Origin of the sequence: Cellulomonas sp. NS3 (genome assembly GCF_024757985.1) — a bacterium.
Lineage (GTDB): Bacteria > Actinomycetota > Actinomycetes > Actinomycetales > Cellulomonadaceae > Cellulomonas_A.
The window spans coordinates 3,593,932-3,607,928 of the sequence record NZ_CP103289.1 but is presented as its reverse complement, the minus strand read 5'-3'; the positions used below and the strand labels follow the sequence as shown (position 1 = coordinate 3,607,928).

Below are 13,997 nucleotides of genomic sequence, written 5' to 3'. Positions count from 1 at the left end.
GTGGGACGATGGAGCGGTGAACGCCGACAAGCCCCGTGACGTCCCGAGCGACGATGCGTCCCGCCCGCCGGCGCGCCCCGTCCCGGACGCGCCGCTGATCCCCACCCGGAGCGCCGACGACTCCGACTCCGGCTGGGGCGAGCGCACCGACGACGCCAACGACGACCGCCTGCTCCGGGACGTCCCACCGCACTGGTGACCCGGCGGCCGGCCCTGACGCTCGCTGCGCCCTGACGCAGGACGCGGCTGGCGCGGGACGCCTGACGCAGGACGCGCCGGACGCAGGACGCGCCCGACGCGCGACGGCCGCGGCGACCCGGAGGTCGGCCGCGGCCGCGGTGCGCCGGCGTGCGTGGTGTCAGCTGCGCTGCGCCGTCGGAGGCAGCGAGGGGCCGGTGTCGTTCCGCAGCGCGGCGGACTGCTGCCCGGCGAGCAGGTCGCGGATCTGCTGGAGCAGGAGGATGTCCTCCGCGGGGGCGGTGGGCTCCGCCTCGAGGCCCTTCTTGCGGCGCTCGGCGAGCTTGTTGAGCGGCAGGACGATGAAGAAGTAGATCGCCGCCGCGGTGATGAGGAACTGCAGGATCGCGTCGAGCACGAGGCCGACGTCGATGGTGCCGCGGGGCGTCGTGATGCGCCACAGCTCGGCCAGGCTCGGCTTGCCGAAGATGATGCCGATGAGCGGGCTGATGATGCCGTTCTGGAGCGCGCTGACGACGCCGGTGAAGGCAGCACCGATGACGACACCGACCGCGAGGTCGATCGCGTTGCCGCGTGAGATGAAGTCCTTGAAGCCGTTGATCAGGCTCTTCACGGTCGCTCCTGTTCGTGGTGCACGCGCACGGTCGGGTGCGCGCGGTCGAACGGGATCATTCCACGAAGACCGCGCTGAGTCCGGACGAACCGGTCAGCGCCACCGACTCCTCGGGGGTCACCGCCAGCAGCACCAGGGGCGAGTGTTCGGCATCCCCGCCACCGCCCCCGAGCAGTCCTCCGCCGAGGGGCTCCGTGCCCGACGAGCCGCCCGCGTCCGCGTCGGCCGGCCCGGCGAGCACCAGCGCACCGCGGGCGAGGACGCGTCCGGCGCCCGGCGTACCGTCGAGGTCGTCGGCGCCGCCGAGCACGTCCACGACGACGCCGGGCGTGAGCATCGCGGCGACGCCGGGGTCGGCGAACCGGACCGGCGCGACGACGGTGCCGGGTGGGCCGTGCACCGACGCCTGGGTGAAGAGGCTCGGCACGACCGGCAGCCCCGGGATCCCGGGCACGGCGAGCGTCGCGTCGGGGAGCTCGTCGGCGACGTGCAGGCTCCCGTCCGGCACGAGGTCGACCGGCAGGCGCACGGTGCGGACGTCGTCGGGCGCCACGTGCTCACCGGCGGCGAGCGCACGGTCGAGCACGAGGACGGGTGCCGTCGGGGGCGGGGCCGGCCGGACGGCGCTCACGACCACCGCGCACGCGCACCCCAGGAGGAGGGCGGCGACGGGGAACCGCGCGCGCCACAGGAGGAGCCGCACGCGCACGAGCGGCCGGGGCGCCGTGCGTGCGGGCGTGCGTGCACCTCGCTCCGGCACCCGGCCGGGGGAGCGGTCGCGGGACGGTGCGGCGGCGCGGAGGAGGGGCATGCCGCGACGCTAGGTCGACGGCGACCCCACGGTCGGCGTCGGACCTGCGGGCGTCGGTCCGTCGCTCCCGCCTCGGGCTGGGGGTGTGCGACCCGCCCGGGCGGGTTGCCGGTCAGCTCGCGGCAGCAGCCGGGGTCGAGGACGACCCGCTCGACGTCGCAGGCTTCGCGGGCGTCGACGCGGACGAGGACCCCTCGCCGGACGAGCCGGAGGACCCCGACGAGGACCCGCCGTTCGACGACGTCGACGACGTGCTCGACGACGAGCCCGACGAGGACGTGCTCGTGCCCGACGAGCGCGAGTCGTTGCGGTAGAACCCCGAGCCCTTGAACACGACGCCCACGGCCGAGAACACCTTGCGCAGGCGTCCCTCGCACTCGGGGCACACCGTCAGGGACTCGTCGCTGAACGACTGCTGGATGTCGAAGGCGTGCCCGCAGGCGGTGCACGCGTACGAGTAGGTGGGCACTGGTGTCTCCTGGTTCGGGCAGGACGTCGGCCGACGACCCCACGCGCTCACGAGCGGGCGCGCGACGTCGGCCGAGCCGTCCAACTTCCTGGCACTCTCCAACTTCGAGTGCCAAGTCTACCGGGGCGCGCAAGCCCGCTCCGGCCGCCCCGCCCTCGCCGTGCACGCAGGTCGTCGCGCACCCGGTGCCGCCCCGTCGCACGCACTAGTCTCGCTGCGTGCCTCGTCGTCGTGCCGTCCGACTGTCCCTCGCCGCCGCGGCGGCGATCCTCGTGCTCGTGCTCGCGGCGACCGCCGTCGGGACCGTCCTCGTCGTGCGCGAGCCGCTCCCGCAGGTCGCCGGCCGCGTCGAGGTCCCGGGCCTCGGCGCCGGTGTGACGGTGAGCCGGGACGAGCGCGGCGTGCCGTTCATCGAGGCGGACACCTCGGGCGACCTGTTCCGCGCGCAGGGGTACGTGCACGCGCAGGACCGCTTCTTCGAGATGGACTACCGCCGCCACGTGACGGCGGGGCGTCTCTCGGAGCTGGTCGGCGAGAACGAGGCCGCGCTGCAGGCCGACGCCGTGATCCGCACCCTCGGGTGGCGCCGGGTCGCCGAGCAGGAGTGGGAGCTGCTCCAGCCGGAGACCCGCGAGAACCTGCAGGCCTACGCCGACGGGGTGAACGCGTACCTGGACCAGCGCGACCGGTCGGCGCTCGCCGTGGAGTACAGCATCCTCGACGTGCGCCTCGACCTGGCGGACCCGGAGCCGTGGACGCCCGTCGACTCCCTCGCGTGGCTCAAGGCGATGGCGTGGGACCTCAAGGCGAACTACTCCGACGAGCTCGCGCGCGGCATGGCGTTCGAGACGATCGGCGACGTCGCGCGCGTCGACGAGCTGTTCCCGGCCTACCCGCAGGACGTGAACCTGCCGATCGTGCAGGCGTCGGGCGCGCACCCGGCCGCCGCCGCGCAGCAGGGCGGGGCCGTCGACCTCTCGTCGTCGCACCTCCAGGAGGCCCTCGCGTCGGCCGAGCGGGCCCTGTCGTCGGTCCCTCACCTGCTCGGCGAGGGGGACGGCATCGGCTCCAACTCCTGGGTGGTCTCGGGGACGCACACCGTCTCGGGGCTGCCCGTCCTCGCGAACGACCCGCACCTCGGCATCTCCGCGCCGGGCATCTGGACCCAGGTGGGCCTGCACTGCCGCGAGCGGTCCCCGGAGTGCCCGTACGACGTCTCGGGATTCTCGTTCGCCGGGCTGCCGGGCGTCGTGATCGGGCACAACGACGCGCTCGCGTGGGGGCTGACGAACCTCGGCGCGGACGTCACGGACTTCTTCCTCGAGCGCGTGTCGGACGGGACGGCGCTGCTCGACGGCGAGCGCGTCCCGCTGAGCACCCGGCGCGAGGTGATCGAGGTCAACGGCGGCGAGGACGTCGAGCTCGAGGTGCGGTCGACGACGCACGGGCCGATCGTCTCGGACGTCCTCGAGATCGCGGCGCTCGACGACGTCCCGGTCCCCGAGGGGTCGCCGTACGGGCGGTACGAGGTCGCGCTCGGCTGGGCCGCCCTGACCCCGGGCCGCACGGCGGACGCGATCTTCGCGCTCGCGCAGGCCGCGGACGCGGACGACGTCGCGGCGGCCGCCGCGCTGTTCGAGGTGCCGTCGCAGAGCATCGTCTACGCGACGACGGACGGGCACATCGGCTACCAGGCGCCCGGCCGCATCCCGGTCCGCGCGGACGTCGTCGGCTCCGTGGTGCCGTCCGACGGCTCGTGGCCGCGGCCCGGCTGGGACAGCGCGTACGACTGGCAGGGCTGGGTCCCGGCCGAGCAGATGCCCGCGGTGCAGGACCCGGCCGAGGGCTTCGTCGTGGCGGCGAACCAGGCGGTCACCCCCGCCGGCGTCGGCCCCTACCTCACGTCCGACTGGGACTACGGCTTCCGTGCGCAGCGCATCCGCTCGGTCCTGGAGGAGCAGATCCGCTCGGGCGAGCAGATCGACGTCGCGACGACCCGCTCGCTGCAGGCCGACGTCGACAACCCGTACGCGCACGTGCTGCTCCCGGCGCTCCTCGCGGTCGACGTCCCGGACTCGTTCGACGACGACGGCCAGGACCTGCTGCGCGAGTGGGACCTGCGCTCCGACCCCGACTCCGCGGCGGCGGCGTACTTCGCGTCGGTGTGGTCCAACCTGCTCGAGCTCACGTTCTGGGACGACCTGCCCGAGGGCTACGAGCCGACGGGCGGCGCGCGCTGGCTCGAGGTGGTCCGCCGGCTGCTCGAGACGCCCGACGGGTCCTGGTGGGACGACCGCAGCACCGTGGGCGTCGTCGAGGGGCGCGACGAGATCCTGACCCGCGCGCTCGTGGCCGCGCGCCGCGAGCTCACGGCCGACCTCGGCAAGGACCCGTCCGACTGGCGCTGGGGCAAGGTCCACACCGCGGCCCCCGAGCACGACGTCCTCGGGTCGCCCGCGCTGCCCGCGCCGGTGCGCCGGCTCGTCAACCCGACGCCGCGCGAGGTCGGTGGCGGGGCGTCGCTCGTCAACGCGACTGCGTGGGACGCCGGGAGCGGGTCCTTCCGGGTGACGGCCGCGCCCGCGATGCGCATGGTCGTCGACCTCGCCGACCTGGACTCGTCCGCGTGGATCACGATGACCGGCGCGTCCGGGCACCCCGGGTCCGTGCACTACGCCGACCAGCTCACCCCGTGGGCCGAGGGCCGGCTGTTCCCGTGGCCGTTCACCGCGGACGCGATCGACGACGCCGCGACCGACGTGCTGGAGCTCGAGCCCCCGGCCTGAGCTGGCGTCAGTCGACGGGGCGCAGGGGCGCGTGCCGCCCCGCGTCCTCGGTGCGCAGGCACTGCCAGCGCTCGGGGGTCGCGACGGCGTCGACCGTGCGGTCGTGCGCCTCGCGGGGCAGCGGGCGGACGTCGGCGTCGTAGAGCTCCTCGGGGAACACGAGCGCGACGACGCGGACCCCGGGGCGTGCGTGCAGCAGCGCGCGGTCGTACCAGCCGCCGCCCTGGCCGAGCCGCGTCCCGTGCGTGTCCACGGCGAGCGCCGGGGCGACGACGACCTCGGCGTCGGCGATCGCCTCGGCCCCGAGCGGCGGGGTCCCGGGCTCGGGCGGTCGACCGGGGGCGCGCTGACGCAGGTCGTCGGCCCCGGCGTACTCGGCCCAGTCGCGCTGCAGGCCCGTGCCGAGCACCGGCAGCAGCACACGGACGCCGCGCGCGGCGAGGCGATCGAGCAGCGGGCCCGTGTCCGGCTCGCCGGGGCGGGACGCGTAGACCGACACGCAGGAGGCCTCGGCGATCTCCGGGATGGTCTCGACGACGTCGGCGAGAGCGAGGCCCGCCTCGGTGCGTCGTCGGGGGGAGCGGGTGGTGCGCGCCTGGCGGATCGAACGGCGCAGGGCGTCCTTCAGGTCCTCGATCTCCGTGCCGTCAGAGGCGTGCGGATAAGGCTGAGCAGCGCTGCGCATGGGGACCAGTGTGGCAAACGTTTGCACTTCCTGGGGGGATCGCGAGGGTGGAGATCCTGTGACGTGCCCCTGAACTCGCGTCCGACACGGCGTGGACACGGCACCGCCGCGACCCGGGCGACCGTGGGGCACGGCACAATGCGGGCATGAGATCCGTCCAGGACCACCTGGCGGCGGTGCTCGCCGCCGTGGGCCCGGTCGCCCCGCTCGACGTCGTGCTCGCCGACGCGGTCGGGTGCATCCTCGCCGCCGACGTCGTGGCGTCCGTCGACGTCCCCGCGCTGCGGCTCGCGGAGCGCGACGGGTACGCCGTCGCCGCCCAGGACACCGTGCTCGCGCTGGACGCGGGGGGCGCGGTGCAGAGCATGCCCGTCGCGCACGACGTCCTCGCGGGTGCCACCGCGCCGCTGCGCCTCGCGCCCGGCCAGGCCGTCCGGGTCGCCTCGGGTGCGCCGCTGCCGACCGGCGCGGACGCGGTCGTCCCCGTCGAGGAGACGGACCACGGCACGGCGCGCGTGTCGTTCCAGCGCATCGCGCGCGCGGGTCAGCACATCCGCGAGGTCGGCTCCGACGTGCGGTCGGGCGACGTCCTCATCGCCGCCGGCACCCGGCTCGGCGCCCGCCAGCTCGCGGTCGCCGCGGCGCTCGGCCGGGGACGGCTGCGCGTGCACCCCACGCCGCGCGTCGTCCTCGTCTCGATCGGGGACGAGCTCGTCGAGCCCGGCTCGCCGCAGCGCGACGGGTCGGTCTACGAGGCGAACGGGCACTGGCTCGAGGCCGCGGTGCGCGACACGGGGGCTGCGGCGCGTCGCGTCGGGATCATCGGCGACGAGCGCGTCGCGCTGCGCGAGGCCCTCGAGGACCAGCTCGTGCGGGCCGACCTCATGCTCACGACCGGCGGGCTCAGCGAGTACGCGCGCGACACCGTCAAGGACGTGCTCGCGCCCCTCGGCACGGTCCGCTTCGACAACGTCGCGATGACGCCCGGGCACCGGCACGGCTTCGGGACGGTCGGCGGCGGGCTCGGGGGCGACGGCGCCGTGCCGCTCTTCGCGCTCCAGGGTCACCCCGTCGCGGCCCAGGTGTCGTTCGAGGTGTTCGTGCGCCCGGCGCTGCGCGCGATGGCCGGGCACCCCGAGCTGTTCCGCCCGTCGGTCACCGCGACCGCCACGACGGGCTGGACGTCGCCCGCCGGGATGCGCCAGTTCGTGCCCGCGGTCGTCGTCGGCTCGCCCGACGAGGGCTACCAGGTGAGCCCCGTCGGCGACCCGTCCGTGGTGTCCGTCGCGGCGCTCGCCCGGGCGAACGCGCTCGCGGTCGTCGGCGAGCAGGACCTCGCGGTCCGCCCTGGCCAGCGCGTGCACTGCCTGGTGCTGGAGGGCTGATGGCAGCAGGCTGGCCCGTCGTCCTGGCCGACGGCGACGTGCGGTTGCGCCCGCTGCGGAGGCGCGACCAGGGGGCGTGGATGGCGCTGCGCGCGGCGAACGCGACGTGGCTCGAGCCGTGGGACGCGACGTCGCCCGTCCCGGTGCTGGGTCCCCGGCCGACGTTCGGGGAGTTCGTGCGCGCGCTCAACCGGCAGGCGCGCACGGGCGCGGCGCTGCCGTTCGCGATCGACTACCAGGACCGGCTCGTCGGCCAGCTCACCGTCTCGAGCATCACCTACGGCTCGCTGTGCTCGGCGGCCGTCGGGTACTGGGTGTCCCGCGACGTCGCCGGTCGCGGCATCATGCCGACCGCGGTCGCGCTCGCGACGGACCACTGCTTCGGGCCCGTCGGGCTGCACCGCGTCGAGGTCAACATCCGCCCGGAGAACGCGCCGTCGCTGCGCGTCGTCGAGAAGCTCGGGTTCCGCGACGAGGGGCTGCGCGAGAAGTACCTGCACATCGGCAGCGCCTGGTGCGACCACCGGACGTTCGCGCTCACGGTCGAGGACGTGCCCGAGGGTCTGCTCGCCCGGTGGCGCGCGCGCCGCTGACCGGCGGGTATGCGCCTCGCCGGCACGCGGGCCGCGAGGCGGCACCTCGACGACGCACTACGGGACAGAAGGGACATCTGCGTGGAGGTCAAGGCCGACACGCCGCAGGCGCGTCCCGAGGGCGGGGCGCCGGTGCGCCTACCGTCGTGACGTGAACTTGGAACCCACCGGCGTGGTCGCCCTCGCGATGACCACCCTGTGGATCGCGTACCTGGTGCCGCACAAGCTGCGGTACCGGCAACAGCTGCTCGAGTCGCGGGCGGACGATCGTTTCTCCGGGGCGCTGCGCGTGCTCGCCGTCACCGGCCCACGAGGCCGGGAGGCGCGGCGGGACGCGGAGGCGGCGGCCCGGGCGGGAGCGGGCGCCGACTGCGGCCCGACGACGGAGAAGAGAGTCGGGCTCCTCACCCCCAGCCGGGGTGTCCCGCTCCTGACAGCCGGCAGAGGCGGAGGCACGACCGTGGATCGACCGCACGGGACGCAGGACAGGATCAGCGCGGACGCCGCACGGCGGGCCGCCCAGCGTCGTGCCGCGCACGCCGCCGCCGTCGCCCGCCGTGGTGCCGCCGCGCGCCGCCGCGCCGTGCTCGCCCTCGCGCTGCTCGTCGCGACCGCCGCCGGGTGGACCGTCGTCGGCCTGACCGCCGTGACGGTCGTCGCCGGCATCGTGCCGTCGGTGCTGCTCGGGGGGGTTCTCGTGCTCGGCCGGCGTGCCGTGCTCGCGGGGCGTGCCGCCGACGCCGAGTGGGAGCTCCGACGGCACGAGGCGCCGCCCGCGACCGGCTCGGTGCCGCTCGTGCGGAACCCGCCGGCTGCTGCGCCGGCGCGCGGGGCCGCGGGTGCGTCCTCTGCCTCCGCGGGCAAGGGGTCGGGCGTCAAGGGGCGTGCGGTGCACCCGTCCGAGGCGCACACCGAGGTATTCGCGCGCATCGTCGACAGCGTCGAGGGCACGACGGCGGCACGGGCGCCGATGTCCTCCGCGGGCCGCCCGGCGACGGGTGCGATCCCGGTGGTCAAGAAGACCGACACCGGCGCGCAGCCGGCCGTGGCGCCTGGCGCTGTTGCGGAGCAGGCCGACGGCGAACCGTGGTCGCCCGTGCCCGTGCCGCGCCCGACGTACACGACCAAGGCCGCGGCCCCGCGCCGCGAGCCGGCACCGCTCGGGGACGTCGAGGGGTCGACGGCCGCGGCCGCCGAGTCCGCTCCGACGCGCGTCGAGGTGCCCGCCGCCGAGTCCGGTCCGGCCGCGCGTGCGGACGAGCGGGCCCCGCTCGAACCGCCCGCCGCGACGACCGGGTCGATGAACCTTGACGAGATCCTCGCGCGCCGACGGGCCGCGGGGGAGTGAGCGTCGGGCTCGCCGGTCGGGTCCGGCCGGTGCTCGGCCGCGGGGCGGCGCGCCGCGGGCTCGATTTCACGTCCGGGGCCGTCCTGGGCTAAGGTTGAGCCCGCTCGAGGGGCTGTGGCGCAGTTGGTAGCGCGTCTCGTTCGCAATGAGAAGGTCAGGGGTTCGAATCCCCTCAGCTCCACCCGACGATCGGCCCCCGGTGCCCTGAGCGCCGGGGGCCGTTCTCGTTCCGGGCCCCCCGCGGGAGCCGTTCGAGGCATCGCCCGCGGATCAGGCCGGCTCGCGTCACCGCCGCCCGAGCGTGATCACCAGCCGCCCGGTGTTCTCCGCGTTGCCGAGCTCGGTCAGCACGAGCTCGCCGCTCGCGCCGACGTACCTCCCGGTGCCGCCGACGACCGCGAGCGTCTTCACCGGGGCGTTCGACGCGCGGCCCTGGGCGGTGATCTGCCCGCCTGGCAGCTGGTAGCTGACCTGGCACGCCAGGGCGAGCGGCGGGTCGGCGGGGACGACGGCGGTGACCGTGCAGGTCCCTCCGCCCGCGCCGACCTCCCGGCCGCCGCGCAGCAGGGTGTCCTCGAAGACGATCTGGTCGCCCCGGCTGGGGCTGAGGTCCGGGTCGGTGATCGACGTGACCTCGCGGACGCCGTCGGGGCCGAAGTCGAGCAGGAAGAAGCCGGAGAACTGGACGTCGAACGCGAGGGTGCGGTCGCGTCCCTGAGCCCGGTCGAGAGTGTCGCCTCCGAGGGCGGCGCCGGTGAGCGTGACGGCGGCGAGGGTCGCCGTGATGGCGGCTGCGAGCGGTTTGCGCATGAGGACTCCTGGCTCCGGTCGGACCTGTGGCCGACGGGCCGCGGCCACGTCCGACGCTCCGCGCGCGTCCTCGGGGAGTCAAGGGTCGCGCCGTCGGCCCGCCTCCTCGTGCACCGGCGACGGCTCCCGGCGAGGCGAGGTGGCCCGGTCGTGAGGAGCCGGGTCGCCAGGCCGGTCGTCGAGCGGCCCGGGAAGCGATCACCTCGAGGGCCGCGGCACGACACGCCGGCCGACCCGTCAGACGGGCCGGCCGGCGTGCGTGGTGTGCGGACCTACAGAGGCGGAGTCCCCGGGGCGGTAGCCGTCACGGGTAGCTCAGCAGGTACGCGTTCATCGTCCCGCTGTTCACCCCCGGTCCCGTGCCGTTGATGACATGGGACATGTTCCCCACGCCGCCGAGCGACACGACCGCCATGTTCTCGAAGCGCACGTTCGGGTTCACCGGCGCCTCGAAGGTGTGGAACAGGTTGACCGACGGGTCGGCCTGGAAGAACACGTAGCTGCCGAGGCCCTGCGCCCGGAACGACGTGACCGAGTCCGCGACCTTGAGGGACGCGTAGCCCTGGCGGCTGCCGTTCATCCACGCGGCCTGGTTCGGCGGGTCGTACGGCTTCTCGTTCTGGAAGAAGATGACCCGGCCGCGCTGGCCGTTCCAGATGACCTCGTACTTCTGGTAGTGCTCGACGAACAGGCCGGTCGCGAGCACGTCGTTGCCGTTGACCACGAGGCCGGTGTCGGCGGTGTTGATCGTCCAGCCGATCGTGCCCGCGTTGCCGTGGTCCCCGCGCCACATCCAGGTGTGGTCGACGATCGTGTTGCTGCTGTTGACGATCAGCGAGTTGGTCGCCTTGCCGGCCACGCGGCCGCCGATCCGGAAGAACACGTCCTGGACGGTCACGGGGTTGGCGGCGCGGCTCGTGCCGATCCCGGCGGTGGTGCCGACCGTCATGAGCGCGTTGCTGTTCGTGGTGCCGGCGTCGATGAACATGCCCTTGACGCGGACGCCGTCGACGTCGCCGACCGCGATGGCCGTGACGCCGCCCTGCGGGACGAGCGTGGCGTAGCCCATGCCGAGCAGGACCGTGTCGGCCCGGTTCACGACGATCGGGGCGTCGAGGTTGTAGATGCCCGGCGTGAAGACGACGTGGCAGCCGCCTGCGATGCGGGCGTTGATGGTCGCGGCGCTGTCCGACGGCCGGGCCACGAACACCTGGCTGAAGCTCACGGACGAGCCGGGCGTGGGAGCGCCGACGGCCCAGCTCGCGCCGCTCGCGTTGGTGCGCAGCGCCGGCAGGAACAGGCGGTACTCGTTGCCCGCGACGTAGATGTACGGGACGTCGCGCGAGGTCGGCGTGCTGCCGACGTTCGTGTGGTGCACGCCGCTCGGCGAGGTGGAGAAGTTGGTCGCCGGGGCGCCGTTGACGCCGGAGAACACCATGTTCCAGTTGGAGCCGCTCCAGCTGCCGAGGTTGCTGTTCATGGTGAACCACTGCTGCTGCGACGCCGACTCGACCGAGCCGCTCACGCGGGTGTCGGAGATGTAGCCGCCCGAGGACCAGCCGTACGACGCCGGGAACAGGTCGAGGCCGCCGAGGACGTTCATGCGGCGGAACGGCGCGGCCTGGGAGACGCCCCAGCGGTTGCGGCCGCCGTTCGTGTTGATCGTCAGGTTCTCGGCGCTGCGCCAGAAGTTCTGCGTCGCGTTGCCGGCATCGCTCGCGTTGAACGCGTCGACCGTGACGGCACCGTTGATGGTGACGCCGTCGGGGTTCTGCGCGAGGCCCTGGATCGAGGTGTTGAAGCCGATGTTCGCGTAGACGTCGTACGAGCCGGGCTTGAAAAGCAGCGCGTCGCGCCGGTCGTGGAACTGGTGGGCCTGGGTGTCCTTCTGCGCCTCGAAGACCTGGTTGAGCGACGCCTGGATGGTCGCGTCGGGCGTGCTGTCCTCGAAGATGCGGACGTTCGGGCCGAAGTCCGGGACCGTGGGCTGCGCGGCGCACGTGGTGCCGGTCGGGGTGGTGGTGAGGACCTGGAAGTCCCACAGCGAGTAGCCGTAGCCGGTGCCGCGAGCCGTGCCGTTCATGCGGACGTAGCGCCCGCTGCCGTCGACGGCGAGGGTGTCGGTGCCGCCGTCCCCGGTCGTCGTCGAGTAGATCGTCGTCCACGGGCCGCTCGCCGAGCCGCTCGTCTGGATCTGGTACGCGCGGCCGTACGCCGCCTCCCAGCTGAGCACGACGCGGCAGATGCTCTGCGTGCTGCCGAGGTCGACCTGGATCCACTGCGGGTCCGCGGACGCACTCGCCCAGCGGGTGGTCGTGCTCGCGTCGACCGCGGCGGACGCGGGAGTGCCCGCGTTCTCGGTCGACGAGGCCGAGGCCGGCTTGTTCAGCGCGGCGTTCGTGCCGGTGCTGCACGTGGGCGTCGTCGTCCCGGTCCCGAAGACCTGGAGCTCCCACAGCGAGTAGCCGTAGCCCGTCGCGCGCTGCGTGCCGAGCACGCGCACGTAGCGGCCCGTGCCGGTCACTGCGAGGGTGTCGACGCCGCCGTCGCCGGTGGTCGTCGCGTGGACGTCCGTCCACGGGCCCGACGCCGACGACGCGACCTGGACCTGGTAGGAGCGCGCGTACGCGGCCTCCCAGCGGAGCACGACCTGGTCGATCGCGTAGGTCCCGCCGAGGTCGACCTGGATCCACTGCGGGTCGGCGGAGGCGCTCGACCAGCGCGTGTCCGTGCTGCCGTCGACGGCGTTCGCGGCCGGGGTGCCCGCGTTCTCCACGGACGACGCCGTCACGGGCTTGCCCTGCGAGATGAGCGGACCGGCTGCGTGCGCGACCGGGACGAGCGGGGTCAGGGTCGCGAACGACAGGAGCGTCGCGACGAGGAGGAGCACGAGGACGGGCCGGCGCCAGGCGGACGCCGTGGGCGCCGCGAGGGGGACGGTTCCTGCAGATCGGACCATGAGGAGGCTCCTGAGAGCTCGGAGGAGGCGCGCGGAGGGCCCGCGGCGCATGGTGCAGCGGGGAGACCGGGACAGCGGGGAGCAGCAGGCGACTCGGGTGTGCACCTGCAGGGGGACGATCACGACCTTGTGAGTCCGGTGTTGCGGTACGACGTCGCAGCCTGCTCCCGACGCTGGGAGCAACTTACTTTCTGGATAGTAAGACTAAGCGCGTCGCGTGCGCCAGAGGAGGGGAGCGACGTGCGTGCTGTCGCAAGTACGCGGTTCTGAGCCGGAAACGTCCCGGTGGCATGATGACGCGATGCCCGGCAGCCCCCCCGAACCCTCCGGCGGCGCGCGCCGCACCTGGTCCGCCGTGAAGGCGTGGGTCGACCCGCTCGTCGTGATGATCGTGGCGGTGCTCGTCCTGGGGCTCGTGCTCCCGGCCCAGGGCGTCGCCGCCGACGCGCTCGGCACCGTCAAGACCGCCGCGATCGTCGTCCTGTTCTTCCTCTACGGCGCGCGCATGGCGACGCGCGAGGTGTGGGACGGGCTGCGCGCCTGGAAGCTGCAGGGCTCGATGCTCGCCGCGACCTACGTGCTGTTCCCCGTGCTCGGGCTCGCGGTCCAGCTGCTGCCCGACGCGGTCCTGGCGCCCGAGCTCAAGACCGGGCTGCTGTTCCTCTCGGTGCTGCCGTCGACGATCCAGTCGTCGGTCGTGTTCACGTCGATCGCACGCGGCAACGTCGCCGGGGCGATCTGCGGGGCGACGGTGTCGAACGTGCTCGGGATCGTGCTGACGCCGCTGTTCGTCGCGGTGCTGCTCAGCCGGACCGGGGGACCGCTCGGCGGGTCGGCCGCCGCGACCCTGCTGCAGCTGCTCGTGCCGTTCGTCGTCGGGCAGGCCGTGCAGCCGTGGATCGGGCGCTGGGTGCGCGCGCACCGCCCGCTGACCCTCGCGACCGACCGGGCCGCGATCCTGCTCGTCGCGTACGCGTCGGTCAGCGAGGCGCAGGTCTCGGGGGCGTGGGACGACCTCACCTGGGTGTCGCTCGTCGTGCTCCTCGTGGTGTGCGCGGTGCTGCTCGCGGTCATGCTCGCGACGACCTGGGGTGCGGGCGGGCGGCTCGGGCTGAGCCGGCCCGACCGGATCGCGCTGCTCATGTGCGGGTCGAAGAAGAGCCTCGCGACCGGCCTGCCCATGGCGTCGGTGCTGTTCAGCCCCGTCGTCGCGGCGAGCGTCGCGCTGCCGGTCATCGTGTTCCACCAGCTGCAGCTCGCGACGTGCGCGGTCATCGCGCGGCGGCTCGCGAGCACCGAGCCCGACGAGGTCGCGGCCCGCACGGCCTGACCCGTCGCCG

At 74.3% G+C, this 13,997-nt stretch carries 12 protein-coding genes and 1 tRNA gene; 7 read left to right on the top strand and 6 right to left on the bottom strand.

Annotated features, from left to right (window positions below; translation table 11 throughout):
* Positions 1–16: 16 nt before the first annotated feature.
* Positions 17–199 carry a hypothetical protein gene (locus NXY84_RS16360; protein ID WP_258724102.1) on the top strand — a complete coding sequence of 61 codons (183 nt, stop codon included), beginning with the start codon at positions 17–19 and terminating at the stop codon, positions 197–199.
* Positions 200–358: 159 nt separating this feature from the next.
* Here the strand turns inward: NXY84_RS16360 and mscL are convergent, their stop codons facing one another.
* The 3 genes from mscL to NXY84_RS16345 all read right to left on the bottom strand — a co-directional run bounded on the left by mscL (position 359) and on the right by NXY84_RS16345 (position 2,091).
* Entirely contained in the window at positions 359–811 is a 453-nt protein-coding gene (mscL, locus tag NXY84_RS16355) for a large conductance mechanosensitive channel protein MscL (protein ID WP_258724101.1), read from the bottom strand.
* Positions 812–866: 55 nt separating this feature from the next.
* Positions 867–1,622 carry an SAF domain-containing protein gene (locus tag NXY84_RS16350; protein WP_258724100.1) on the bottom strand — a complete coding sequence of 252 codons (756 nt, stop codon included), beginning with the start codon at positions 1,620–1,622 and terminating at the stop codon, positions 867–869.
* A 112-nt stretch (positions 1,623–1,734) separates the two neighbouring features.
* Positions 1,735–2,091 (bottom strand): FmdB family zinc ribbon protein, encoded by a 357-nt coding sequence (locus NXY84_RS16345; protein WP_258724099.1) that lies wholly within the window; start codon positions 2,089–2,091, stop codon positions 1,735–1,737.
* A gap of 218 nt (positions 2,092–2,309) precedes the next feature.
* Between NXY84_RS16345 and NXY84_RS16340 the strand changes: the two genes are divergently transcribed.
* Positions 2,310–4,877, top strand: coding sequence for a penicillin acylase family protein (locus tag NXY84_RS16340; RefSeq protein ID WP_258724098.1), 2,568 nt, complete (start codon positions 2,310–2,312; stop codon positions 4,875–4,877).
* A 7-nt stretch (positions 4,878–4,884) separates the two neighbouring features.
* Here the strand turns inward: NXY84_RS16340 and NXY84_RS16335 are convergent, their stop codons facing one another.
* Entirely contained in the window at positions 4,885–5,562 is a 678-nt protein-coding gene (locus NXY84_RS16335) for a 5-formyltetrahydrofolate cyclo-ligase (RefSeq protein ID WP_258724097.1), read from the bottom strand.
* A gap of 146 nt (positions 5,563–5,708) precedes the next feature.
* On the opposite strand from NXY84_RS16335, the gene glp reads away from it, so the two are divergent.
* The 4 genes from glp (at position 5,709) to NXY84_RS16315 (ending at position 9,069) form a co-directional block, all read left to right on the top strand.
* Positions 5,709–6,947 carry a gephyrin-like molybdotransferase Glp gene (gene glp / locus NXY84_RS16330; RefSeq protein WP_258724095.1) on the top strand — a complete coding sequence of 413 codons (1,239 nt, stop codon included), beginning with the start codon at positions 5,709–5,711 and terminating at the stop codon, positions 6,945–6,947.
* Complete coding sequence (locus NXY84_RS16325; RefSeq protein ID WP_258724094.1) at positions 6,947–7,540, top strand: GNAT family N-acetyltransferase; 594 nt, start codon at positions 6,947–6,949, stop codon at positions 7,538–7,540. Before glp ends, NXY84_RS16325 begins: the two co-directional genes overlap by 1 nt.
* A gap of 151 nt (positions 7,541–7,691) precedes the next feature.
* Positions 7,692–8,888, top strand: a complete 1,197-nt coding sequence (locus NXY84_RS16320; protein WP_258724093.1) for a hypothetical protein — start codon at positions 7,692–7,694, stop codon at positions 8,886–8,888.
* Between the two features lie 108 nt (positions 8,889–8,996).
* Positions 8,997–9,069: transfer RNA gene (locus NXY84_RS16315), tRNA-Ala, on the top strand.
* A gap of 104 nt (positions 9,070–9,173) precedes the next feature.
* Here the strand turns inward: NXY84_RS16315 and NXY84_RS16310 are convergent.
* The gene (locus NXY84_RS16310) at positions 9,174–9,698 is read right to left on the bottom strand and encodes an allene oxide cyclase barrel-like domain-containing protein (RefSeq protein WP_258724092.1); all 525 of its coding nucleotides are present in this window, start codon (positions 9,696–9,698) and stop codon (positions 9,174–9,176) included.
* 304 nt (positions 9,699–10,002) lie between these two features.
* Positions 10,003–12,657 (bottom strand): discoidin domain-containing protein, encoded by a 2,655-nt coding sequence (locus tag NXY84_RS16305; RefSeq protein ID WP_258724091.1) that lies wholly within the window; start codon positions 12,655–12,657, stop codon positions 10,003–10,005.
* Positions 12,658–12,958: 301 nt separating this feature from the next.
* On the opposite strand from NXY84_RS16305, the gene NXY84_RS16300 reads away from it, so the two are divergent.
* A complete protein-coding gene (locus tag NXY84_RS16300) occupies positions 12,959–13,987 on the top strand; it encodes a bile acid:sodium symporter family protein (RefSeq protein ID WP_258724090.1) in 1,029 nt (342 codons plus the stop codon).
* The last annotated feature ends 10 nt before the right edge of the window (positions 13,988–13,997 follow it).

Coding starts and splice junctions, on each gene's coding strand:
- NXY84_RS16335 (WP_258724097.1), bottom strand. CDS start 5,562: ATGCGCAGCGCTGCTCAGCCTTATCCGCACGCCTCTGACGGCACGGAG.
- NXY84_RS16305 (WP_258724091.1), bottom strand. CDS start 12,657: ATGGTCCGATCTGCAGGAACCGTCCCCCTCGCGGCGCCCACGGCGTCC.
- NXY84_RS16350 (WP_258724100.1), bottom strand. CDS start 1,622: ATGCCCCTCCTCCGCGCCGCCGCACCGTCCCGCGACCGCTCCCCCGGC.
- NXY84_RS16300 (WP_258724090.1), top strand. CDS start 12,959: ATGCCCGGCAGCCCCCCCGAACCCTCCGGCGGCGCGCGCCGCACCTGG.
- NXY84_RS16325 (WP_258724094.1), top strand. CDS start 6,947: ATGGCAGCAGGCTGGCCCGTCGTCCTGGCCGACGGCGACGTGCGGTTG.
- NXY84_RS16310 (WP_258724092.1), bottom strand. CDS start 9,698: ATGCGCAAACCGCTCGCAGCCGCCATCACGGCGACCCTCGCCGCCGTC.
- glp (WP_258724095.1), top strand. CDS start 5,709: ATGAGATCCGTCCAGGACCACCTGGCGGCGGTGCTCGCCGCCGTGGGC.